The following is a 22,481-nucleotide window of genomic DNA, read 5'->3' as shown; positions in this document are numbered from 1 at the left end:
TGCTTGAGGGGAGGCAGCCGAATCGGCCGCCTCTGCCTTTATGCATCATGCTATTATTTCGCTGCTGCGTTTGCCTTAACGTTGGCATCCCACTCTGCATCGGCTTTTTTCATGTATTCTGCGCTAAAGTCGCCTTTAGTCAGCCACTCTTGAGCGAGCTTGTAGAACCAGTTTCTCCATTGCGTAGGCATTTGATCTTCGCCCCAGAAGGAGTTGATCATCATGGACTTCACCGTATTCGAATCGCCCATCACTTCCAGCACGCGCTGCATTTGCGGCGAAGCCTCATATTGGATAGCTTCCTTCGTCGTCGGAATTCCATTAACCGCCTGCAGGAACTTCGTATATTGCTCCTTCGAGAAGAAGAATTTCACAAACTCCGTAATTGCAGCTTGCTTATCTGCGTCTCCATTGGCCGCAGTTGAAATCGCCCAGCCTTGCAAATTGTTCGCGCCGCTTACAATAACTCTGCCTTTGCGGTCTGGAACCGGGTACCAGCCGAAATCAAAGTTCGGATCAGCTTGCGAGATTTGGGCGAACATCCAAGGCCCTGAAAACAGCTGCGCCACTTTGCCGGTAACCAGCATGGAAGCCGTTTGATTATCAGCTGTACTCGCCCAGCCTTTCTCCACATACCCTTTAGTGAACAACTCCGTAAAATCCGTCATCGCCTGCATGGGAGCCGCATCGCTAAAGCTGACTTCACCTTTCGTGCGCTTGGAGTTCCAATTCGGATCATCAGCAAGCATATTGTCCATGAAAAACTTGTTTACCCAGAAGCCCCAATGGAAAATATCCTTGCCTCCGAAGGTCAATGGCGTGATGCCGCTCGTCTTCAGCTGCTCTTGAATGGCTAAAAACTCATCATACGTTTTCGGCTCGGCCGTTACTCCTGCGTTCTCGTATGCTTTTTTGCTGTAAATGATGCCTTGAGGGTAAGCGCCAATGATTGGAGCGGTATAATGCTTGTCATTAAGGGTTGGTGCGTCTGCTACTAAATCAAGCCAAGCCTGAGGAAGCTCCGCGATTTTTCCCGCCTCTGCGAACAATTGGGTATCGCGCATTTCGATCAAATCCGGAAATTCCCCCACCGCTTCCTTCGTCTTGAGCCAATCCAAATAGGCTGCCGTACCGCCCCCGGAGAGATCGTTGATTTTGATATTCGGATTGGCTTTGGTGAAGGCGGATACCGCATCCGCCATTGCCTGTTTGGTAGCCGGATCGCCGGTAGCATAGCCGATGGTGAAGGCTACTTCCTTCTTCCACGGTTCGCTTGAAGCAGGAGCAGCAGAATTTGCGTTTTCGGTCGAGCCTGAATTTGTGCTGCCGCATGCGGACAAAACGAGCGAGAATGCCATGATGCTTGTAATGGATAATGCGATTGCCTTTTTATTCATTGCCATAGGTGTGTAAGCCTCCCTTTTATCTGGAACGTCTTTCGTTATAAACCGTGCCTGATGAAAATAGCACCGCTTTCATTCCCGTGTATTTAAATTATCATAAACATAAAAGGTGTAGTATGCTGTTTTTTAAGCTTCATATGCGGGATTTTAAGAAGTTGAATTAGACAAGAGCCCTGCTTCCGAAATCCCGGAGGCAGGGCTCTTCGTTCATGCTATTGCAGCAGCCTGTCGATCATGACAGCTGCCTGAGCGCGGGTTGCCGCTCCCTTCGGCACAAAGCGTCCATCCTCAAAGCCTTGAATGATGCCTGCGCGCTGCATCGCTGCAACAGCCGCTTCTGCGTAGCGGCTGATGTCCTTGGCATCGGCAAACTGCACTTGCTCCGACCGGACAGGAGGCTCGGTTTTGAGCAGCTCCATTAATCGGCTCAAAATGACGGCCATATCCTCACGGGTCATTGAAGCCTGAACGCCAAAGCGGTTCTCCGTCTGCCCTTCCACGATGCCCAGCTTCTCGGCGCTGGCAATGGCACCGTAATACCAGGCATCCCGCTCTACATCACCGAATGAAGAGACGGCGCTTTCATCAATCAGATCGAAGTGTCGAGATTTCTGTAGATTTTGGACTTTTCAATCTTCATCTGTACCTTATCTACAATATCGCCAGCCTCTGTGCCGAGAATATCGATAAGCGTAATTTCATTAAAACCTCCTCTATAGACTTATTAATTTTGTTTGATTACGTCTTTTCGAATGTACATACGCATATGGGCCATCGCCTACATAGAATGTAAAATTGATGTTCGTGCACGCTGAGGCTGATTAAAGCCATTGAAAGCTTTCTTACAGGAAAAGGCACGAAGCTAGCGAAACTTGCTGCCCACTGTATCAAAAACGAAATTTTAATGCATCTTCGTTCCTTGAAAATAACGCGTAAGGACGTACCGCTGCATGATCCGATCGGTACGGACAAAGAAAGCAATGAAATATCGCTGGTCGATATTCTTGGAAGCAACCCTAATGAAATTGTGGAAACGTGCAGCTTAAAATGGAAAAAAGCCGCCCCTCCAAGGAAGGGCAGCCTTCTGCAAGCCTATTAGACGATGGCCAGCTTCATTATTTTCACAACCTGTTCCCGCAAGACAGGGCCCTGTCGCCATCTGGCTCAGCGCCGCATGCTACTGCGAATCTTTATTGATAAAAGGCGGCTCGCTTATCGCTGTCAAAACATCATATCGTTGTACTTAGACGCTCTCCTGCTTCGTAAGCAGTCGTTTTTTATCCACCTTCCCATTTAAATTAAGCGGGAATTCCTGAAGCTCGACAAACTGCTTAGGGATGATCGAGGGCGGCAGCAGCTGAAGCAAGAATGCTCGCAGTTCCGTTACCGTTACCGCACCAGGCTGCTCTAGGCGATAAAAAACGATCAGCTTACCTCCCTCCTCATCCGGTGAAAAAATGACGATGGCAGCTTGAATCGCCGGATGAGCCTCAACCGCTTTACGAATCGTTTCAGGATGAACGAGTATGCCATTGATTTTCAGTTGATCGTCGACTCTGCCGACATACTCAATTAGCCCCTCCGGCAGCCATTTTCCAAAGTCACCGGTGCGGTATAACAAAGCTCCTGGTTCGAATGGGTTCGGAACAAACCTTTGCTTCATCAGATCCTCACGTTGAAGATATCCCGCAGCCAAGCCTTCTCCGGCAATGCAGATTTCCCCCATCACACCGATCGGGCAAAGCTGCATGTGTGAATTAACGATGTAAATGCTTGTATTTCCAATCGGCTTGCCAATCGTTACGGGTAAACCTTCCTTCAGCTCGGCGGTTACGGACACGACCGTCGCCTCCGTCGGACCGTAGTGATTATAAACCCGATATCCCTTGTGCAGAAGACGGTCCTTCAGCCCCTGCTCAAGGGCTTCTCCTCCGGAAATCACAATATGCACGCTAGCGAGCCGCTCTCCTTCCGACAGCAGTCGATCCAGCAGCGTAGGGACAAGATGAATGACCTGTACCTGATGCTTGTCAATGAATTGCCGGAATGCACGCTGATGCAGCAACAGCTCGGTTTGAATCATGACGACGCTGCCGCCCCCTAGCAAGGTGCAAAAGATTGACTCTACCGATGCGTCAAACGTCAAGTTGGCGGATAGAAGCACACGAAGCGGCTCCTCTCTTCCATATTGGGCGTTAAACCAAGCTGCGTAATTGATGACGCTCCGATGCCGGATCATAACCCCCTTAGAGGCTCCCGTCGTTCCCGATGTATAGATGACGTACGCCAGGAGCTCTGAATCGCTCGACGTGAAAACGTTCTTCTCAGCCTCGTCTGAATAAGAAAAAGCCTCGTATGGATCAAGCGTCTGAAATCCCTGCAGCCGCGTGCGGGAGATTACGATTTGAGCTCCGCAGTCCTCCAAAATAGTGCGGTTATGCGCCTCGGGGGCGCGGAGATCGATGGGCATATATGCGGCGCCTGCTTTCAATATCGCCAATAAACCGATCAGCATTTCTGGCGTGCGGTCGGCCGTAATGGCAACGATCTGCCCCTTGCCGACTCCCCTCTTGTGCAGCGATGCGGCAAGTCTGCTGGATTCTCTCTCCAGTTCCCCGTAAGACAAGTTGCCAGAATTCGAAACAACTGCTATACGCTCCGAATGCGACGCCGCGCGTTCCGAGAACAGTCCATGTATCGACCTCTCCCGTGGAAACTCCAGCGTTGTCCGGTTGAAGTCCCTTATGAGCTGCATATATTCATCAGCTAGCAGCATGGGCACATCCCTAAGCAGCTGATTCCGCTTTTGAAGCAGCGCCTCCTCCAGGCTGGCCACATGGGACTTGAAACGCTCTATAGAAATATTTTCGTGCAAATGCCCATTCCATCTCGCATCGTCATACACGATTTGTTCAAGCTCATCCAGCCATTCCGAGGAACATCGCTGCGGAGAAGCTGCAATAACCTCGTCCATTGCAGGAATGCCAAGCACTGCCTGAAGCTGCTGCAGCCAGTTTTCAATGGTTTCCTCCACAGAGCAGCCTAGTTCCAAATAAGTCCAATTGCCGGAGCCCGGAGCCTCACCGATTCGCTCGCAGCTCCACACTGGCGGGCTCCCTTGCTCATTCACGTACAGCTGAAGCTGCCCGGGCTCATGGTATTTCGTCAGCACGAGCCCCCAAGCCAGCCGTAAACTCGTTAATCGTACACTATCATACCTAGTGAGCGTCATCGACATCTGCCCCTCCCTTGTAGAAGGTTTTGTCAGCTTAGTATTCTTCGTTGCAGAGCTTCGAGCATGGAGGCAAGAGCCTCCTTCTCTGGATTGCAAATCGTTTGCAGCCATTTCCTGATTCGCCTTGTATTCACTGCCGATTGGATAGAAGCTAAAGTCGTTGTTAGTAAAAAATGTAGCCTATATTCCCGGTCACATCTTGCCGTCACATCTATCGTCGCCATACCCGCGAGCTAACCATTCGCCTCTGCATGCAACAGCTCAAGAAAACGAACGGCTGCATTCGGAAGCAGCGCCTCGCTCTCCAGATGGTTCTCTAGCCGATTCTGGACACGATCCCATATCGGCAGCTCCGGCTGAAGCAAGACTCTCGTGGCCAAATTGACCGTAACTCTCCAGTCGTCCATATACTGAATAATACTACGCCGCAACTCCGACACGGCCTCGCCTTTCCCGGAAGGTAGCGGCGCAGCGTCCACCATTCGGATGAAGCCATTCAGCCGATGATTGAAATGGCGCGTTCCCTTCAGAATCAGACATTTGCGCATCGTCGTTTCCTCCGAGACCAGTAATCGCCGTGCAAAGTCGCTTAAGAAGAAGGAGTCCGCCTTGAGCATGCGGGACACGTAGCCAATCGCGGAAGCGTCCGTCACCTGAAGCATTTCTGGCAAAAACCTCTGATATGGCAAGCCCAATGCATCGTGGGCAGCCTTTAGTCCTGTCCGATCCATCCTCCCGCAAAACGCGGGATGATCGTCGAAGATCAAGTAACTCCCGCCCGGCAGAAGCTCACGCACAACAATGAAGTGTCCTGCATGCTCCTTACCGTAGAACACCTTGGCATGCGGCATGTAGAACAGATCGCAAGGAAGTAATACCAGATGCCCGCTTCGCAGTGCCTCATCGATCCAGTCATTTTCGCAACTCCGCTCAATGCCATAGAATGTAAGCAGCTGTTCCTCCGTAGCCAGCACCCGGCTCAAATCCACCTCCTCGCCTTTCCCGTCCCATACCGGCTTGAATGCCCAGCGGTCTATCATTGCGGCATAAGGGTGAATGTCTGGAAAGAGGGTGAGCAGCTTGTCGATATAGCAATCAACCCACGCGAGATTCATGGCTGCAGCTTTCCGTAAATACGATCGACCATATCTTGTACGGTGGCAAAATTTTCGAAAAGCAACTCCTCGTCTTCAAAGACGATATTGAAGTTCGTTTCGAACGCTACAACAAGATTCATCGAAGCAAAAGAGTCCATACCATAGCTTGCCAGCTCATAATCTGGCGCGACATCTTCCTGCAGTTGAAGCTGTTCCTTGACCTGCGACAGCACATAACCCTCGATATGTTCCTTGTTCCATTCCGTACGATTCATTATGGGTCTCCTTTCTAGGCTTGGAACGCAAATAACTTGCTCATGCCAAATCCTCAGGCTTCTTGCCGAACAAGGTTCCTCCTATAATATCTTTCCTGTAACGGCTCAAGGTCCATCTCTCCGTGATACCAGCAGGCCGCTCCCCCCAAGATCGGAAATACAACATATAAAGCTGAATATGACGAAACATCATCCAATCGGGAATATGGCGCTGCAGCTCTGCTGAGACGGTCCGGCAAACGGAATATCCTTCCAAAAAATAATGCAGGAATTGCTCCGGAGACCAACTGTTCTCACTCGCCCGGCTATGTTCCGCCAAACCGTAATATAAGGCAACCGCAATGTCGCTCGCATAATGATGATGCGTCAATCCGTCGAAATCGAACATTACGATGCCTTCCTCGGTCCAATGAAAATTGCGAGGATGCATATCGTTGTGGATTAAACCGAATTCCCCCTTATGTTCGGGAATCCGCCTTACTTTGCTCATCCATGTCTCAGCCGCAGATCGAAGCTCCGGAAACGAGCTGAGGGCACACACATCTAACGTTGGCAGCAGCTCAGATTCCTCCCATCTGGGACGAATCCATTCGGGCTGCTTCGGCGCATACAGCTCGGCAAGGCTATGCAGCCGTCCCATGGCGATCCCCCATACTTTGTAAAGCTTGGAGCCATAGTGGCCGGGGCCGACTCGCTCGCCCTCCGCCCACTCGAAAGCATACGCCCAGTATCCCGCGCTGCCTCCACTTCCTTCGCCGTCCACCATGCCATCCATGCTGCCGCCGATGTTTTCTACGTATTGCCCGCTCCTTGCAACGATGGGCCTAGCCACGGAAACGCCATGAGAGGCAACAAATTGAACAAAATCGATTTCTCCCATCAGCTGTTCCCGAGTTCGACGGCTCTTCCGGGTCAGTTTTAGAATAAATTTGCGACCCTCCAATTCCCATGCGTATACTGCGCTCTCATAGCTCTCCAGCGGAACGAATGCGACCCGTTCTACAACAAAACGTCCGATGGCTTCTTGAACGAGTCCATTGTCGTCTTGTACAAATAGATTAGTTTTCATCGGCGGGCAGTTCCTTGTTCCCCGCCTACCGCGCTCAGCAGCGTACGCAGCAACTTTTCGTGCTCATCAAGAAGTAGAGCGAATCGCTCCTGCACAAGGCCGATCTTATCGCGCTGGACGGATAAACCGACCTTGTATAACTGCATCAGTGCTTTGCGCCATTGCTCCCGCAATCCTTCCACGCGGTGTAGAAGCTCTTGACCCTCTTGTGGCCATCGCCCTTTATAGCGTCCAATATATGCCGCAAGGTAGTCGAGCTGATGAAGCATCCCCCCGACCCGGAAGCAATAATACACATTCCGGCACACGGCAGAAAAGGCCAGAGCATCTAACGCAGGCAGCTTAGCGTAGTCCCTTACATACATACGGTAGGCAAGACTGCCTTGGTACCTTTGTTCAGGCAACTCTAAACCTTGATTGAATGAGCGAATGTTCTGGAGCGCCGCAGTAAATCGTCCTAATCCTGAGAGCGGATTCTGCTCTGCATCAGCCTGGAACCACGCATAGCCCCATAATCCTCTTCGCAGCGCATCAACCGTTAACACTCCTTCGTAGGTAGTGATGTGCCCTGCCTTATCGAGAAAAGAGGTGTCGCCGATCCTTATCGAATCGCCGCCATCGTCCCAGCTAAGCAGAAGTACAAGGTGATTTCTTTCCTCTCCGTCTCTGAATACCTCATGGTAGTCGAGCGATGTCGTACGTACAAACAGCAGCGGCATGCGGCCTTGAAGCACAGCCTCCCGCAGTCGCAGCAGCGCGGCATCCGGATCCAGCTCCGCCTCGAACGAGGCATGCAGCTCGAGTCCGTAAGTTTGGGCGAATCGATCAACAATGTCCTCCTGAGACGCAAGCCATACCCTGTTCAAATCTCCGTAGTACTCCAAATTCAGTCCGTTCGTCTCGAAATATATATCCGCTTCATCGCTCTCCGCTGCCGCTTCCGGCCGTTCTCGCTCAAGGATGTGGTACAAACCGGAGAACAAGCAGTGCAGGCCCGCGCGAATGGCAAAAGGTTTCTTAGGCATAACGTCCATTTCCATGGGATGAGGCCTCCTTTCCCACCGACGAGAGTCCATCAGATTCACCATTTCCTCTTACATAGGGGAGAATGTACTCGCCGATGCGCAACTGTTCATCGGGCCCCGCGAGCCCGCTCAGAATAAAATAGTCTACGCCTAGCTGCCGGAACTTCTGAATCGACTGCCGCACCTCCTCGTACGACCCGACGATGGAAAACCCGTTTGATGTATTCAGCTGCACGAGTCCTGCCCATAAGTGCTCGGATACTTTTGCCATCGGGTCTGCATAATGCGCTTTGTAGCTCTGAATACCTGCAGCATCGCAATTATTGCGGAACAGTCGGTTCGTGCGCTTCTCTATAGCGCTCGTTCCGCCAAGAAAACGCTCCGCTGCGGCCCAAGCCGATTCAGTCGTCTCTCTGGCGATTATATCGATCATAATGCCACACTTGGGACGATGCAGACTTGCCTTCGGGATGTATCCGCGAAACGTTTCAAGCCGCTTGCTGACAACCGGATAATCATGCCCGTACGTTAAATAATGGTGCCCGCCAGCAGCTGCGATTTGCATGGCCTCTGGGGAGCTGCCGGATATGAACACGCTGCCGCGAGAAGACGGCTTCGGATACAACTCCCCTTGATTCACCTCGAACCAGGAGCCTCTAAAGTGAATGGTCTCACCTTCTTGCAGCCGGTGAAACAGTTCTATGAACTCCTTCGTCCGCTCGTAGCGCTGCTCGTGGCTAGCCGCTTTCGTCATGCGCCCCGTCTCAATGGCCGAGCTGCCGGTTACCACATTTATATCCGCCCGGCCGCCAGTTAGCAGGTTTAATGTGCCTAGCGCTTTCGCCGCTGCCGTTGGCAGAATATAGCTCGTATTTTGTGCGATCAGGAACCGCAGCTTTTCAGTCCGCTCGGCTAAATACGAGGCAGCAATCCAAGGGTCCATGTAATCATTCGCGTTGATCAACAACACGGAATCGAAGCCGTACCCTTCGGCAGCTCTAGTCTGCTCCGTTATCCGATGAAGGTCACCCTGCGGAAGCATCCAGCAAAAAGCCATTTCGCTCACTCCTTTGATGGCTGCATCTCCTTATATTTCGAGATCAGCTCCCCGATTTTTCGAATCGTGGAGACATTTTCCGTCAATAAATCTTCATCATCGATCATCAGGCCAAAATACTGTTCCAGTTCCACCACAAGCTCCACCACGAGAACGGAGCTTAGATACTGCTCCGTTAAATCCGCATCCCCTCCAAGCGCCACAAGCAGCTCCGGCTCTAGGCTCAGCAGTTTTGCCAAAATATTCACGATGCTTTCCTTATTCTCCAGCATGAACAATCACCCCGCTTTGCGCTTCCGTATATCTGCCGTCGATGACGAGCTTGCCCGAGAGCAGGTGCCTTTTCTCTATAAATTCCTCCCAGCTGGTAATCAGCGCGATAACTTCGCTCCCCGAAGCCAGCTCCTCCATCGTTTGCGCATACGAAATTGGCAGCCCATAAGCTAGATCGAACGCATTCATCGATAGCGGGTCATAGGCAGCGATGTTCAGATATCCCATCCCGAGCAATAGACGAATGATTTCAAAAGAAACGGCGCCGCGTACATCGTCGCTGCCCGGCTTAAACGAAAGCCCCAGAATGCCGATCTTTCGGCTCTTCTGGTCTCCGGCAGCAGCGGCAATCCGCTCGGCCATTCGCATCTGTGCCTTTTGGTTCACGTCAACCGCGGCCTGAAGCAGGCCAGCATGTTCGCCAATGACGGAAGCGTGATGAATCATTGAAGCGATGTCCTTAGGCAAGCAATACCCGCCGAAACCGCAGCCCGGATACACGTAATCGGTCATCTTGGCCGGCGTGCCGTGCCAGCGCTTGTCCTCGTGAAGCAAACGAAACGCCTGAGGAATCTCAATGTCGCCAGTCTGCTCCGCGATCATTGCCATCTCATTCGCGAAGCTGATCATCGTGGCGAGCAGCGAATTGGACATGTATTTGACAAATTCGGCGGTTGTGGCCGATACGCGGCGGACAGGAGCATCAAAGCCCAAGGCATACAGCTCCGCAAGCCTCCGTCCACCGTCCGGCTCAGCCTCCCCGATGACGATCCGGTCCGGCTCCATCACATCACGCCATGCCGAGCCTTCTCTTAGAAACTCCGGGTTTGCTGCTAGGCCGACATGTTCTCCAGGGCGCAATCCCAGCTGTTCGAGCAGAGGAGCAATTACGCGGGAGGTCGTACCCGGCGGCACTGTGGACTTAATGACCAGCACGCGAAACCGTCCATCCGACAACACCTCGCGGCTTGCCTTCAGGCCACCCAGCAGAGCGTTCAAATCCGCGCCGCCATCGGCAAGAGCGGGAGTGCCTACGCAGTAAAAGATATATTCCGCGCTACGCAATGCTTCTTCGAGCGTATCGCAAACCACGAATCGGTTGCCCAGATAGCGTCCAAGATGCTCTTGCAGCTCCGGCTCGTGAAATGGAATTCTTCCAGCTCGGTACAGCTCCCTTTTCTTCGGATCGCAATCGTATGCAAACAAGGTACAGCCGATGCGATGGGCAAGTCCAAGTCCGGTCGTCAGACCGACGAAACCAAGTCCGATCACCGCGATCATACGAAGATCAACTCCTTCTGCAAAAACCTTAAATAACGTCTGACTCCTTCGGACACTTCAATCCCGGGCTGGTAACCGAGCACACCCCGGGCTTTGGACAGATCCGGGCAGCGCCTTGACGGATTATGCAGCAAGTAATCCTTCTCCGGGGATGCAGCGTAGTGGATATCACCCGTGTAGCTCAACAGCTCGGCGGCAGCCTCACGGTATATACCAGCCAACTGTTCAACGGACAGCTCGCCGCCGTCCATGCCGATATTAAAGAAGTCGAATTCGTCATGCAGAAGGACGCGGATGTAGCCGTCAATCGCGTCGGCAATGTAGCAAAACGTCCGAGTCGGCTTGCCATCCGAGTGAATGACGATCGGTTCATTCCGGAGTACAGCAAGCGCAAAATCGGCAGGCAGCCTTCGGTCCATAAGCGGCATGCCCGGACCGAAATTGTTAAACGGCCTTACAATGCGGACCGGCATGCCGAATGTGTGATGATAGACGTAGCATAACGTCTCGCCCATTCGTTTCGACTCATCGTAGCATGCGCGCGGGCCGATGCTCGTCACATGTCCCCAGTACGACTCCGGGGTCGGTATGAAATCCGGGTCCGGATCGCCGTATATCTCGCTGCTGGAAAAGAACAGAAGGCCCTTCAGCGGGCGACGCTTATAGAAGTCGAGCAGCCGCTGCAGTCCCATGACATTCGCTTCGATCGTTTCGACTGGAAACTGCCGATAAAACGTGGGCGAGGCGATGGAAGCCATATGAAAGACGTAATCCGCAGACTCGGCGCCCTGCACAAGCTCAAGGTCGTCTCTGGCAATATCGAACGTGTGCGCCTCGATATCCTGATGCTCCGCCACTAGGTGGGAAAGCCACTCCGGGATGCCGGAACGGAATGTATCCAGAAGCAGCAGCTTGTCATAAGCATAGCCCTGCCGCTTCAGATGGACGAACAAATGAGTCAGGTAAAAGCCGATAAAGCCGCCGCAGCCGGTAATCAGAATTTTCATGCCGGCGAAGCAGGCAGGGTTGACCATTTTATCCTGAATATACGCCATATCTTCCTGCATGATCGGATTATTCATCGCATCCATAGACGTTTCAGCACCTCCCTTAATCCTCGCGCCAGCGCTTCCAGGGGGCTTCCCCGGAAGCCCAAAGGCTCTCGAGATATTGCTTGTCGCGCATCGTATCCATGCAGTCCCAGAACCCGTCGTGTCTGTAAGCCATAAGTTGTCCTTGCTCAGCCAGCCGAGGAAGGACGTCGCTCTCAAGCACATCCGTATCGTGACCGATATAATCAAGTACGCCTGGCTCAAAAACAAAAAAACCGCCGTTAATCCAGCCTCCGGTATCGGCCTTCTCCTTGAAGCAGACGACCTGATCGCCCATCAGGTCCACCGTGCCAAATCGGGCGCGAGGCTTGACGAGCGTGACCGTGGCCAATTTGCCATGAGATCTGTGGTAATCGAGCAATCTCTTGACATCGATGTCGCCCACTCCGTCCCCATAGGTCGTCATGAATGTATCGCCGCAGAGCTGATCCCGAAGTCTGTGCAGCCGCCCGCCCGTCATCGTGCTCAGTCCCGTATCGAGCAGATGCACCGTCCAATCCGGCTGCCTGTGCCTGACAATATCGACGGTCGCTTGGCCCATATGGATGCAGAAATCGTTTTGCAAATACATGTAATTGAGAAAATATTGCTTGATCATTTCCTTCTTGTAGCCTAAAGCGATAATAAACTCATTGAAGCCGCAAGCATCGTAAATGTTCATAATATGGCATAGAATCGGCATGCCTCCGATCTCTACCATCGGCTTCGGCCGCAGCATCGTTTCTTCACCCAGACGGGTACCGAAGCCGCCGGACAATAAGACGACCTTTGTTTTCTCCATCCCCGACGCTCCTCTGTTATGAACTTCTATTTTCTAATCATCATGCGTTTGGCGTCCCCGCTGCTATGGCGGTTTCCGGCCATTTGCAGCCCGTAAATGGGCATACCCGGCTCGACTAGGCTCCGCAAGGCTAGCTGCTCGCGCTGGAGTAGTTGCGGATGGCCACGTTCCACAGCTTCCGCGAGAGGAATAAGAACAGCAGCGGGGCGATCAGGAACCAGACCATATGCGCCCAGGTGAGCCGGTCGAGCACGAACAGCGGCGGAAAATTAGTAATTACAAACACCGGGAACAGAAACGTGCCTACATGCCGAACCGAGCTGCCGTATATGTGCATCGGCACATGGTTCATATCCCATATCGCGGTAGACATCTGATTGACCGCCGCCGTCTGTACCGTCCAGAACGAGATTAAGGATGGCATCAGGAAGATGGCATACTTGAGCACGATGCCAAGGAAAATGAACAGCATGAACACCAATACCCGCGAAGGTGTGACAGGAATGTCCATGCGTGACCAGGCAATGATAATCATCCCTGCTCCGGCCACCACGTTTGTAAACGAAAAACCGAAGTCCACATTGCGAAGCGTAGCGATAAACTGCAACGAAACCGGCTTTGTGATGAGCAAATCCAGCGTGCCGTTTCGAACGTGATTGCTCAAATTCATGAAGTTCGAATAAAAGAAGAGACAATAAAAGCCCGTCATCATCGTAAAGGACCCGACAAACATCATCATCATATCCGGTGTATAGCCGTTAATGACGACCCCGACGCGAAACGCAACCATCACATAAAGCAGCTTGATGAATAAATAAGCGATTTCGATCGTGTTAGCAAATAAAAAATTGATCCGGTATTCCATCTGGGCGATAAAGCAGTTTTTGACGAAAACCTTGTAGATCAACGCGTATTTTTTTAATGTCTTTAACAAGGCGGCTACCCTCCCACCGCAATATACTTCGTGAGACCCTGCCTCCACAGCAAGGTCGAGAGCGCGGCGAACACCCCGATCCAGACCAACTGCATCATTGCGCCGGCAGCAATCTCCGGGCCGGTCAACGTGCCGCTGAGCAGACGGATCGGAAAGTAGATCACATAATTGAACGGCAGCGCTAGCAGAATCGCCTTGGTAACCGGGCCGTAAATATCCAGCGGGAACAGGCCCCCGCCCGCAATATTGGCGAGCAGCGCAAACGTCCGAAACGCGCCATTCGCTTCCGTAAACCAGAAAGCGACGGCACTTAGGCTATAGTAGATGAAGAAGTTCAGCATTAAGGCGCTGGGCACGACGCATAGAAACAGCAAAATATAGGGCAGGTTGACCGGAAAGTCCAGCCACGCGTTCAGCAGCAGCATGATGATTACCGAAAGGGCGAGCACAACGAGCATTTGCACGCTTTTTTCCCCAAGAAAGCAGAAAATCCGGTATGATAAATACCCTATCGGCTTGACGAGGTACTTATTCAATCCGCCGTCCTTAATGTCCCGGGCAATTTCGTACTGGAACGTGGTGCCAATCAGCTTGGACATCAGAACCGCAAGAACGGAATAGGCGATCATCTGGTTATACGAAAATCCGAACACGATCTGTTGGCCCGAGCTGGTAAAAACCGCTCTCCAGTAGAAAAACTGGATTAAAATCGGAAATATCGCGCCAAACAGGTTTAGAAAGAAGTTCGTCCGGTATTCCAGCGAATTTTGCACGCCGAGTGAGAAGGTCTTCAAATACATGCTATGCAGTCTCATGCTTCTCACCGCCACTTTGGTACAGCAGGGCGATGCCCTCCTCAATCGGAATATCCTCGATAGTGAAATCGATCACGGGCAGGTGATCAAGCACCCAGCGCGACATCTTTTTGATTTCCGACTGCTCGAACACGAACTTCACATGCGTATCTTTGAATTCCTTGACTTCTCCGACCTGATTCAGCACCCATTCTTCAACGGGCTCGGAAAGCACAAGCTTCATGATTTTTTTATGCCCAAGCCTTTCATTGACCTCATTCAGCCCTCCGTCAAATACGATCCTTCCGTGGTTGATGATAATGGACCGATCGCACATTTCCTCAATATCGTTCATGTAATGGCTGGTCAGGACGATGGTCGTTTTTTTGTCGCGATTGTAATATTTGAAAAATTCCCTTATTTTGCGCTGCGAAATGATATCGAGACCGATGGTCGGCTCATCTAAGAGGAGGATTCTCGGCTTATGAATAAGAGCGGCAATCAGCTCCATCTTCATCCGTTCGCCTAGCGACAATCTGCGCACCTGCACCTTAAGCAGCTCCTTCACGTCGAGCAGCTCGGTCAGCTCTCCCAGCGTACGCGCATACTCCACATCGTCCACCTCGTAGATGCATTTGTTCAGGAACAGCGACTCATTCGCGGGCAGATCCCACCATAGCTGATTCTTCTGTCCCATGACGATGGAAAATTGCCGTTTAAATTCATTTTTCCGCTCCCATGGCGTGTAGCCGAACACTTTGGCGCTGCCGCTCGTCGGATGCAAAATGCCCGATAGCATCTTGAGCGTCGTCGTCTTGCCGGCACCGTTCGGCCCGAGGAACCCGACGACCTCTCCCTCCTCGATGCTAAAGGAAATATCCGACACCGCATGTTTCGTTTGCATCTCGCGGCGGAACAAGTTTTGGATCGAACTCTTCAGCCCCAGCTCTTTCTTATGGTAAGTGAAGGATTTGGATAAGCCGTCAACCTCAATGATCATGCATGTCGTCTCCTTTACTTCATACGATCCTCGGAATGGCGCTTTCGGTATACAGCGGCCGCCTGAATCCGCTCCTGGAGCCTGACCCGCTCCAGCGATTCGTGAAGGAGTTCCCGATTTCCTTGGCCAGCCAAGACGCTGTCGCGAAAATACCTCAGTTGATTTTCGTAATAATGCAGCGGATCAAAGCTTATACTGCCGAGCGAGCGGCCGGTTCCCGGCTCCTCGATCTTAATCGTGATTTTATATCTCCCAACGTTGGCGCGAAAAAAATCGTTTACTACCAGGGCGGCATGCTCCAGCCTCAACACATGTCGCGTGCGGTAAGGGCGTTCGAAGGAAGCCGACAGTTCCGCAACGACCCCGCTGGCATAGGCGAGCGATGCGTCGAACGTCCAGTCGCAGCCCCGCGGACCGTCGAACGCTGATTCCGCCTTCAGCTTCGAAGGCTTGGCTGCCTCAAAGCCCGGCAGTTGCTGCAGCATTTGCAGCCAGTAACAGCCAAGGTCAGCGAAGACGCCGCCTCCCCTGCTCGGATCGCAGCGGTAGCTCGTCAATGGCAGATCGCGCATGGGTATATGAAGCTCCGTCCGCATCTGCAGCAGCCTGCCATAACGCTGCTCCTGAATCAACTCCCGCAGGGCGCTCTGCCACGGGTGATGCTGGATCATCAGCCCCTCCAACACGACCGCCAAGCGGCCGGCAAGCCGCTCCTCCAGCTTCGCGCACTCCGCCGCATTCATGGCGATCGGCTTCTCCACCAGTACGTGCTTGCCCGCCTCGACCGCGCGCAGCACCCATTCGGTATGAAGGTCATTACTCAGCGCGATATACACGGCGTCCACATCCCGGCTTGCCAATACGTCCTCAAGCTGCTCAAATACGCGCGGCACGCCGAATTCCGCGGCTAACGCCTCCGCTCGCGACCTTGTACGGTTGGCAATGCCCACCACCTTAATGCCTTCAACGAATGGAAGCGGCTGGAATACCGCCCTGCGAACGATTGACGCACAGCCGATGATGCCTAGAGCTAAAGTTCTCACGTCATCATCAACTCCTATATGTGCTTTAGCGCCGAGACGCCATGCAGATAAAGCACATTGCACTTGGAGCATGCCGGGGTCAAGCCGTTATTGATGGTCTCCCGAAGGCGATCGTATTCCGCGGAATTCCATATTTCCATGAGGCTTTTTTCTTTCAGATTGCCTACCGTGAACTCGGAGAAAAATTTGCAGGCCGAAATGTTTCCCGTCGGCGTTACGTCAATACGAGTAGCCAGCGCCAGACAATCGGTCGCACAGCGGCTGGTCATGACCTCGCCTGTGACGAAACGCTCAATTTCGTCAAATTCGAGCCCTGGCTGGTAGCGCAGACGGGTGTGCCAGACACGTTCATTCATTTTGCGAAGCTGCTCCAGCAGGTAGGGAAGATGATGCGGCTCTATCCGGTACTTGAAGGCGTGCCAGCTGCTCTTCTCTCCCTCCTCAATATGGTGCAGCCAGTCGAAGTGCTCGCGAAAATAATCGTCCATCTGCAGCGACGTATCCTGAGCAATGTACCAGGGGAACGTCAGCAGCACGAGATCGATTCCCCGCTGCTCGAAGCTCTCCATCAAATCGTATAAATAATAGATGTTTGCGTTATTAATGACGCAATGGACCGAAATCCGTCCATGGAACCGGCCCTCCGATCGAAGCGCCAGCAGCTGGTCGATGCCTTTCATCACCTTGTTGTAGGAGCCCTTTCCCCGGATCAGATCGTGGTCCTTCTCGAACCCTTCCACGGCGATAAGCAGCTCCAGCTGTTCAGAAATGCGCAGCATTTGCTCCATATATTGATCGAAGAGCAGACCGTTGGAGCAAATCGTGACCTCTCGAGGATCCTCCTCCAGCATCGTCAAAATGTCGCCGAACCGCCGGTGGAACATCGGCTCGCCGCCCCACAAATACAAGCGGGATTTCGCCTGCTTTGTATCCTCGAACAACCGCTCCACAATGGCCACGTCGATATCCAAATTTTGTTCAGCCGCATCCATCTGATGATGGTAGCCATCCTCGTTCCATTGGTAGCAATGCTTGCAGCGCAAATTGCAACGGTTAGTCAGCTTAATGGCGACAACCTCGGGAAGCTCCGTCTTGTACTTCGGGTTTTCTCGCTTCTGCCTCATCGGGATCGCTGCGTTTCGGATCGTTCGCTTCAGAATCTCGAACGACTTCTCATCCATTTGGATATTTGTTTTAGGCTGCATGCTTGCTTCCCTCCCCTTAAGCTCAGCAGAGACTCCTACGCAGAGCGAGGCTCTGCCGCCTCAACTTTGGTAAGGCCGCTCAGCGCGGCTTCTCGTTATAATACAAGCAGCAGCCCGGACAAATGGAGAACAGCTGCTTGCGCAAATAATCCCTGTACTGCTTGTATTTCGTGCCGTTCCAAATCTCCTTTAAGCTGAGTTCATTGACGTTCCCGAGCGTCAGATCATAGAAATTGTGACAGGAGGTCACCTCGCCTCTAGCGTTCACCTCCGTGCTGATCCATGGAAAAACACAGCGCTTCTTCATATTTGTGACCTTGGACCACTCCGCGTTAAAATAATGGCGGATGTTCTCCTCGCTGATTACCTTCGGATACGCATTGAAGTACATGCCGTGCTCCGCGCAATAGCGCTCGATCCGCTTCAACTGCCGGCACAGCTCCGCCGCATCGACTTCCGCGAACTGCGCAGGGTCAGCGATAAAGCCTCTCGCAATTGGCGCGGCGGCAATATCGAAATGCTCCCGCAGCACGCCTGCGTAGTGATCATATCGCTCGCGGGTGACATATTGCTGCAGCTCGACGCTCAGGCAGTCCAGCATCGCAAGATCTACGCTTTCAAAGTAGAATCGCTCCAAATGCTTGTAGTTCGTCGGCGTGACGGTCGTACTGATGCCAATCTTCGGGTATTCGCTGCCCATTGCTTCCCTAAGCTCATAGAGCTTGCGGATGCCGTTCATGGCCTTGCGGAAGACGCCTGCTCCTCGCTGTGCATCATTGATCTCCTCGGGACCATCGAGCGACACCCAGATTCGCTCCGGAGGAAAGGCCATAATCATCTCCGCATGCCGCTCCAGCAAAGTACCATTAGTGGGAAAATGTGCTTTGCTCCCCGTTGTGTGAATGAGCTCCAACACCTCGTCGATCCATGGGTAAAGCAGCGGCTCGCCCCCGTAAAGCTCATAATAGGGGCGTGTCTCCTTGCATTCCTCAATAATCCGTTTCACCACGCTGATATCGAGCTTTTTTAGCTCCGGCTTCTCTTTGTAAGAGCCGTTCTCTCCCCACTCGAAGCACATCTTGCAGCGCAAATTGCATGATTCGAGCAGCTGCAGAAAAATCCACTTGGGACTGTGCAGGTCTAACGCTTGCGCCGCGGCAGGCGCGGACTCCGTTCTGATCGCCATCATGTCGCCCTCCTATCGGGATACCGTCCTTCACCTCAACCGATTCGTTCCAAATAGTCGTCCGTATACGTTCTTGTAGCCGCTCGTTTCACGAGCAGCCGTTCATGAATCGTCGCTAGCACATCCTCTGTAAATCCCGCACGCTCCCAATCCTCATAGGTAATTCCGAGTCCGTGCTCCAGCCATACTTCCAAGTTTCTCTTCTCATGCTCGCCGAACGGCTCGAGCATAATGACCGGCGTGGCCGAGGCCAGTGAATCCATCAGCGTCCCCGCACCGGGCTTGCTAATGATGCCCTTAGCCTGGCGAATAACATCATAGAGACCGTGATGGGACGGCAGATTGGAAAATGACGGTGCAGTATCCGGCCTAATCTCGCCGAACCTTGGAAATTCATGCTCCCCTGATTCCCCTTTATTCCAAGCCATCCATTGGGGATCGTTCATGTAATAACGATTGCCCTGCTTCTGCCGCTCGGTCTCCGCAAGCTCATAAGCAACGACATCGAGGGCAAGGCCCTGCTGCTCCAGCTCCGGTATTTTCCCTTGATACGTCCCCATCCCCCAGCCTCCGCCGTGAATCACATACCGAGGCGCTCTGCCTGCGAAAGGCAGCGGTTCTCCGTCGCCGACACGAATTTGCAGATGAATAGACAACGTTGACGACGCATACAGCCAAACCTCCCGATAACGGGTTGAGTAATCGGGCATATATTTTTTGAGGCTTTTCCAAGAGGGCGACAGGTCTGAATCTACATAAAGCAGATCGACCTCCAGCTCGTCGGCGGCGGCACCCAGCCTCTCTCTGTACAGCTCCAAGATGTACACCCAATGCCCGGACAAGGAAATAAACCTTCTGCGTCCCTCCGCCGCCCAGCCGTTTAGCATGTCATTGATTTGTTCCAGATTAAAGCTGTCCCGAATATCCTTAGGCAGCTTCGTGGCAATTTTCGCAAGCGCAAAATTGTCATGATAAGCCTTCCTGCTGTCTACGATTTTTGCTTGCTTTTCCTTTTGCATGAACCCTTCGAATACCAGCACCTCGGTCGGTATGCCGCGCTGTCTCAATTGATAGTTCACGATTAAACCAGGGTTGTAGAAGCCGAGCCCGAAGCCTGAGCAAAGAATCGTGGTGAAGCGATTGTCCCGATTAGCCCCATTGCCCATCTTATTTTCCTCCTCATTCCCTTTAGGCGCTTAATTGGTCACGGCAATACCGCGTGTCTTCAAGAGGATTCGCATGCGGGCAAGCAGCTCGCCGCAGCGTTCTATCCGCCCCGCTGCCGCGGACAAATAAAGTCTTCCCTTGCGCTTTAATCCGGCCGCCTGATTGATCGTAAACGTACCAGCGCTAAGCGGGAGGATCCCCTCTCCTCGGTCAGGCCGGAAGAGCAAGCCTTCGCGCTCCATAGCCGCAAGCAGTTCTGCGTACTCCACAGTTCCAGGACAGATGACGGACAAATAGGTAAGGTTCCCCTGAAGCGAAAACTTGGCCAAGTAATCGTCCAGCCGCTTTTTAATCAGACTCATCGACTTGCGTGCATTAATTTCTACAATAGGCACGAGACCGCCGTCCGCCAGCAGCATCGAATCGACACAGACATGACCGTAGTAACCGCTTTCATAAAGCATGCTGGCCGTTTTCTGCATAAGCTTAAAATAGTCTTCACGCTCAAGCTTTTCCATGAGCTCTCCGCTTGCACTGAACGTGCCCTGATAGGCAAATTCGGCGTTCATGACCTGCTGTACGGAAATTAGCTCAAAGCCGCCGTCCGCATCAATATGGAATTGGCATGAAAAATCGGCTTCCTTGTCCAGCAGTGGCTCCAATAGAAATAAGGTTGATTTTCCCTTTTGCTCCTGGGCAGCAACATACCCGGCTATACGCTCCAGCGTCGCCGTGTTTTGGATCAGCAAGTTCCCTTTGCCGGATACCCCAAACGTATCCTTGACAAGCACGGGACCGTCATTCAGCATCGCTTCGGCGGCGCGCCTCAGCTCCGTATGACCCCTCACAATTCTCGTAGGCGGGCCATATCCCAGACTTTCTCTGAGCTCTGCCGAATACAGCTTGGAATTCACGTGCCGGATCGTCTCCATATCCGGATAAAGCCCTCCGAGCCGGTAAATCGATGACAGCTCCTGCAAGCCGTCCAGTACGGCAAACGGCTCTATAAAGCCGCCCGGCGGAAGCAGTTCCTTATACTTGCGCACTGCCCCCTTATTCAGCATTTGCTGGAAGGGATTTGCGTCCCGCACTCCGCCGCTATCCTCGAGTGGCTCGCCGCTAGTCCTGAACGTCAAGCCAATGCCGCTCAAATAGCTAAGCTGCGCCGGAGCCACCGGATTTCGGGTAAGCAGCACGTCCGAGCTTTCGCAAAATAAAAATAACAGCTCGTCCATGGCGCCAACTATTGCCTTTGCCTGCGGATCAGGCAGGGAGGGCAGCTTCGCCAGCGCTTCATCCCGCCAAAGTGTCTCCGCATCGAAGGCGCCGCAATGGATCGTCGTTACGCCCCCAGCCCGCCTCATGCGCTCTTGGCTTGAATAAAATCGCAGAATATATCGATCGACTGCAGGTGCTCCATATCAAATTGGTCAAAATCGATTTCGATTTCGAATTCGTCTTCGATCCGGAGTATGAAATTAATCAGCTGCAGCGAGTCCAGCCCCGCATCGTTCAGCATGTCGGAGGCTCCCGTCAGCGTAGCCGTCAAGTCGGGTTCGTTCTTGATTTCGGAAATAATCGTAATAATTTGAGTCTGCAGCATTACTTGTTCTCCCCTTCGCTTCTTTTTCGAATAACCGCCAAAATATCAGTTTGCGGGTATTTCAAATTATAATTGGTTAAGTGCGGCTGCCGATTTTCCGTGATCGAAATGAGCTCCAATTCCCCTGGGAGCGAAGCCAGCACATGCTCTATAAACGCTTTCTTCGTAAAACGCCATATAACGCCGTCAATAGACGAATTGGCCATGTAACCCGCGCTCATTTGTTTGCCTGAGCCCTGCTCCTCCAGAATAACAGGATCCAGAATCCACAATTCCCCTCCTTTATTTAGTAGTCTTGCACATTCCTTGAACGCTTTTTTATGATGCCGGATGTGATGAAAACATCTGGCGAAAACGATCTTGTCAAAGCATTCGTCCTCCTTCTCCACCTGATAAATGCCAGAATGGATGCAATTGTGCAGCCGTCCCTTCTTCATGCCGAATTGAAGGTGTTTTTCATTAATATCCAGATTAAAAAACTCGACATGCCTCCACCCCTTCGCATGCTTGTTCAGAAGCCCCGTCCCGCAGCCAACCTGCAGCACTCTTCCTTGTAATTCAGGCAAAAAATGATAAACCGCTGTCGGTCTTGGAAAGTTCAGCACAAACATCGACAGCTCATATAGCCGGGGATGCTTTTCCACCAATCGCACGAGCTTACTGACGTAGAAAGGATTTTTTTTCGTTTGCGTTTTGAAATCGCGTTTGTTCCAAAAATAATAAGGCGGATACAACAAGGCGTAATACATGAGGTAAATAAATCGCAGCAGCATAACGCCAAGCGGACTTGTGTGTCGACTGACCTGATGCTGAATCGGTGAGGTTGTTAGCGTTGTCTTCATTGCCAAGCTTGTGAACAACTCCTCTCATCTACTACATGGTTGATGTAGATCCTGTGAGTCAGTGGCCTACTTCAACTTTATAGACAAACGTGTTCGCCA

General features: G+C 52.3%; 22 protein-coding genes and 2 pseudogenes. 1 reads left to right on the top strand and 23 read right to left on the bottom strand.

The window, feature by feature from the left end; all coding sequences use genetic code 11:
* Window positions 1–53: 53 nt before the first annotated feature.
* The 3 genes and pseudogenes from WH37_RS29845 to WH37_RS36790 form a co-directional block, all read right to left on the bottom strand.
* Window positions 54–1,403, bottom strand: coding sequence for an ABC transporter substrate-binding protein (locus WH37_RS29845; RefSeq protein ID WP_231594426.1), 1,350 nt, complete (start codon window positions 1,401–1,403; stop codon window positions 54–56).
* A gap of 212 nt (window positions 1,404–1,615) precedes the next feature.
* Entirely contained in the window at window positions 1,616–1,993 is a 378-nt protein-coding gene (locus WH37_RS29840; RefSeq protein ID WP_269431355.1) for an S-layer homology domain-containing protein, read from the bottom strand.
* A gap of 11 nt (window positions 1,994–2,004) precedes the next feature.
* Window positions 2,005–2,106 (bottom strand): annotated as a pseudogene (locus WH37_RS36790) (RNA polymerase subunit sigma-70); the annotation flags it as partial.
* Between the two features lie 105 nt (window positions 2,107–2,211).
* On the opposite strand from WH37_RS36790, the pseudogene WH37_RS35100 reads away from it, so the two are divergent.
* Window positions 2,212–2,465, top strand: a pseudogene (locus tag WH37_RS35100) (hypothetical protein); the annotation flags it as partial.
* A gap of 181 nt (window positions 2,466–2,646) precedes the next feature.
* Here WH37_RS35100 and WH37_RS29830 read toward each other — a convergent pair.
* From WH37_RS29830 to WH37_RS29735, 20 genes are all read right to left on the bottom strand, one after another.
* On the bottom strand, window positions 2,647–4,635 hold the full coding sequence (locus WH37_RS29830) for an amino acid adenylation domain-containing protein (RefSeq protein WP_052737317.1): 1,989 nt from the start codon (window positions 4,633–4,635) through the stop codon (window positions 2,647–2,649).
* Between the two features lie 236 nt (window positions 4,636–4,871).
* Window positions 4,872–5,753, bottom strand: a complete 882-nt coding sequence (locus WH37_RS29825; RefSeq protein WP_046234293.1) for a cysteine peptidase family C39 domain-containing protein — start codon at window positions 5,751–5,753, stop codon at window positions 4,872–4,874.
* On the bottom strand, window positions 5,750–6,010 hold the full coding sequence (locus tag WH37_RS29820) for an acyl carrier protein (RefSeq protein ID WP_046234292.1): 261 nt from the start codon (window positions 6,008–6,010) through the stop codon (window positions 5,750–5,752). The genes WH37_RS29825 and WH37_RS29820 overlap by 4 nt, the downstream gene beginning before the upstream one ends.
* Before the next feature lie 40 nt (window positions 6,011–6,050).
* Complete coding sequence (locus WH37_RS29815) at window positions 6,051–7,079, bottom strand: phosphotransferase enzyme family protein (protein WP_046234291.1); 1,029 nt, start codon at window positions 7,077–7,079, stop codon at window positions 6,051–6,053.
* Window positions 7,076–8,119: a hypothetical protein gene (locus tag WH37_RS29810; RefSeq protein WP_046234290.1), complete on the bottom strand. Its 1,044-nt coding sequence runs from the start codon at window positions 8,117–8,119 to the stop codon at window positions 7,076–7,078. The genes WH37_RS29815 and WH37_RS29810 overlap by 4 nt, the downstream gene beginning before the upstream one ends.
* Window positions 8,097–9,161: an LLM class flavin-dependent oxidoreductase gene (locus WH37_RS29805; protein ID WP_052737316.1), complete on the bottom strand. Its 1,065-nt coding sequence runs from the start codon at window positions 9,159–9,161 to the stop codon at window positions 8,097–8,099. The genes WH37_RS29810 and WH37_RS29805 overlap by 23 nt, the downstream gene beginning before the upstream one ends.
* A 5-nt stretch (window positions 9,162–9,166) precedes the next feature.
* The gene (locus WH37_RS29800) at window positions 9,167–9,433 is read right to left on the bottom strand and encodes a phosphopantetheine-binding protein (protein ID WP_052737314.1); all 267 of its coding nucleotides are present in this window, start codon (window positions 9,431–9,433) and stop codon (window positions 9,167–9,169) included.
* Complete coding sequence (locus WH37_RS29795; RefSeq protein ID WP_046234289.1) at window positions 9,420–10,715, bottom strand: UDP-glucose dehydrogenase family protein; 1,296 nt, start codon at window positions 10,713–10,715, stop codon at window positions 9,420–9,422. The genes WH37_RS29800 and WH37_RS29795 overlap by 14 nt, the downstream gene beginning before the upstream one ends.
* Window positions 10,712–11,806 carry an NAD-dependent epimerase/dehydratase family protein gene (locus WH37_RS29790; protein WP_197091404.1) on the bottom strand — a complete coding sequence of 365 codons (1,095 nt, stop codon included), beginning with the start codon at window positions 11,804–11,806 and terminating at the stop codon, window positions 10,712–10,714. The genes WH37_RS29795 and WH37_RS29790 overlap by 4 nt, the downstream gene beginning before the upstream one ends.
* 19 nt (window positions 11,807–11,825) lie before the next feature.
* Window positions 11,826–12,608, bottom strand: a complete 783-nt coding sequence (gene rfbF, locus WH37_RS29785) for a glucose-1-phosphate cytidylyltransferase (RefSeq protein WP_046234288.1) — start codon at window positions 12,606–12,608, stop codon at window positions 11,826–11,828.
* Window positions 12,609–12,738: 130 nt separating this feature from the next.
* Entirely contained in the window at window positions 12,739–13,542 is an 804-nt protein-coding gene (locus WH37_RS29780) for an ABC transporter permease (RefSeq protein ID WP_046234287.1), read from the bottom strand.
* A gap of 5 nt (window positions 13,543–13,547) precedes the next feature.
* Window positions 13,548–14,357 (bottom strand): ABC transporter permease, encoded by an 810-nt coding sequence (locus tag WH37_RS29775; RefSeq protein ID WP_046234286.1) that lies wholly within the window; start codon window positions 14,355–14,357, stop codon window positions 13,548–13,550.
* Window positions 14,344–15,336, bottom strand: a complete 993-nt coding sequence (locus WH37_RS29770; RefSeq protein ID WP_046234285.1) for an ABC transporter ATP-binding protein — start codon at window positions 15,334–15,336, stop codon at window positions 14,344–14,346. The genes WH37_RS29775 and WH37_RS29770 overlap by 14 nt, the downstream gene beginning before the upstream one ends.
* Window positions 15,337–15,350: 14 nt before the next feature.
* Window positions 15,351–16,379, bottom strand: coding sequence for a Gfo/Idh/MocA family protein (locus WH37_RS29765; protein WP_052737295.1), 1,029 nt, complete (start codon window positions 16,377–16,379; stop codon window positions 15,351–15,353).
* 14 nt (window positions 16,380–16,393) lie between these two features.
* Complete coding sequence (locus WH37_RS29760; protein ID WP_046234284.1) at window positions 16,394–17,584, bottom strand: radical SAM/SPASM domain-containing protein; 1,191 nt, start codon at window positions 17,582–17,584, stop codon at window positions 16,394–16,396.
* 79 nt (window positions 17,585–17,663) lie between these two features.
* Entirely contained in the window at window positions 17,664–18,773 is a 1,110-nt protein-coding gene (locus tag WH37_RS29755) for a radical SAM protein (protein ID WP_231594425.1), read from the bottom strand.
* A 32-nt stretch (window positions 18,774–18,805) separates the two neighbouring features.
* Window positions 18,806–19,936, bottom strand: a complete 1,131-nt coding sequence (locus WH37_RS29750; RefSeq protein WP_046234283.1) for a hypothetical protein — start codon at window positions 19,934–19,936, stop codon at window positions 18,806–18,808.
* A 30-nt stretch (window positions 19,937–19,966) separates the two neighbouring features.
* Window positions 19,967–21,301 carry an ATP-binding protein gene (locus WH37_RS29745; RefSeq protein WP_046234282.1) on the bottom strand — a complete coding sequence of 445 codons (1,335 nt, stop codon included), beginning with the start codon at window positions 21,299–21,301 and terminating at the stop codon, window positions 19,967–19,969.
* Entirely contained in the window at window positions 21,298–21,537 is a 240-nt protein-coding gene (locus WH37_RS29740; protein ID WP_046234308.1) for an acyl carrier protein, read from the bottom strand. The genes WH37_RS29745 and WH37_RS29740 overlap by 4 nt, the downstream gene beginning before the upstream one ends.
* 2 nt (window positions 21,538–21,539) lie before the next feature.
* Complete coding sequence (locus tag WH37_RS29735; protein WP_231594429.1) at window positions 21,540–22,382, bottom strand: class I SAM-dependent methyltransferase; 843 nt, start codon at window positions 22,380–22,382, stop codon at window positions 21,540–21,542.
* Between the last annotated feature and the right edge of the window lie 99 nt (window positions 22,383–22,481).

The organism is Paenibacillus algorifonticola, assembly GCF_000971975.1.
GTDB classification, from domain to species: domain Bacteria; phylum Bacillota; class Bacilli; order Paenibacillales; family Paenibacillaceae; genus Pristimantibacillus; species Pristimantibacillus algorifonticola.
The sequence above is the reverse complement of the archived record's forward strand: the minus strand, read 5'-3'. Positions and strand labels throughout refer to the sequence as shown.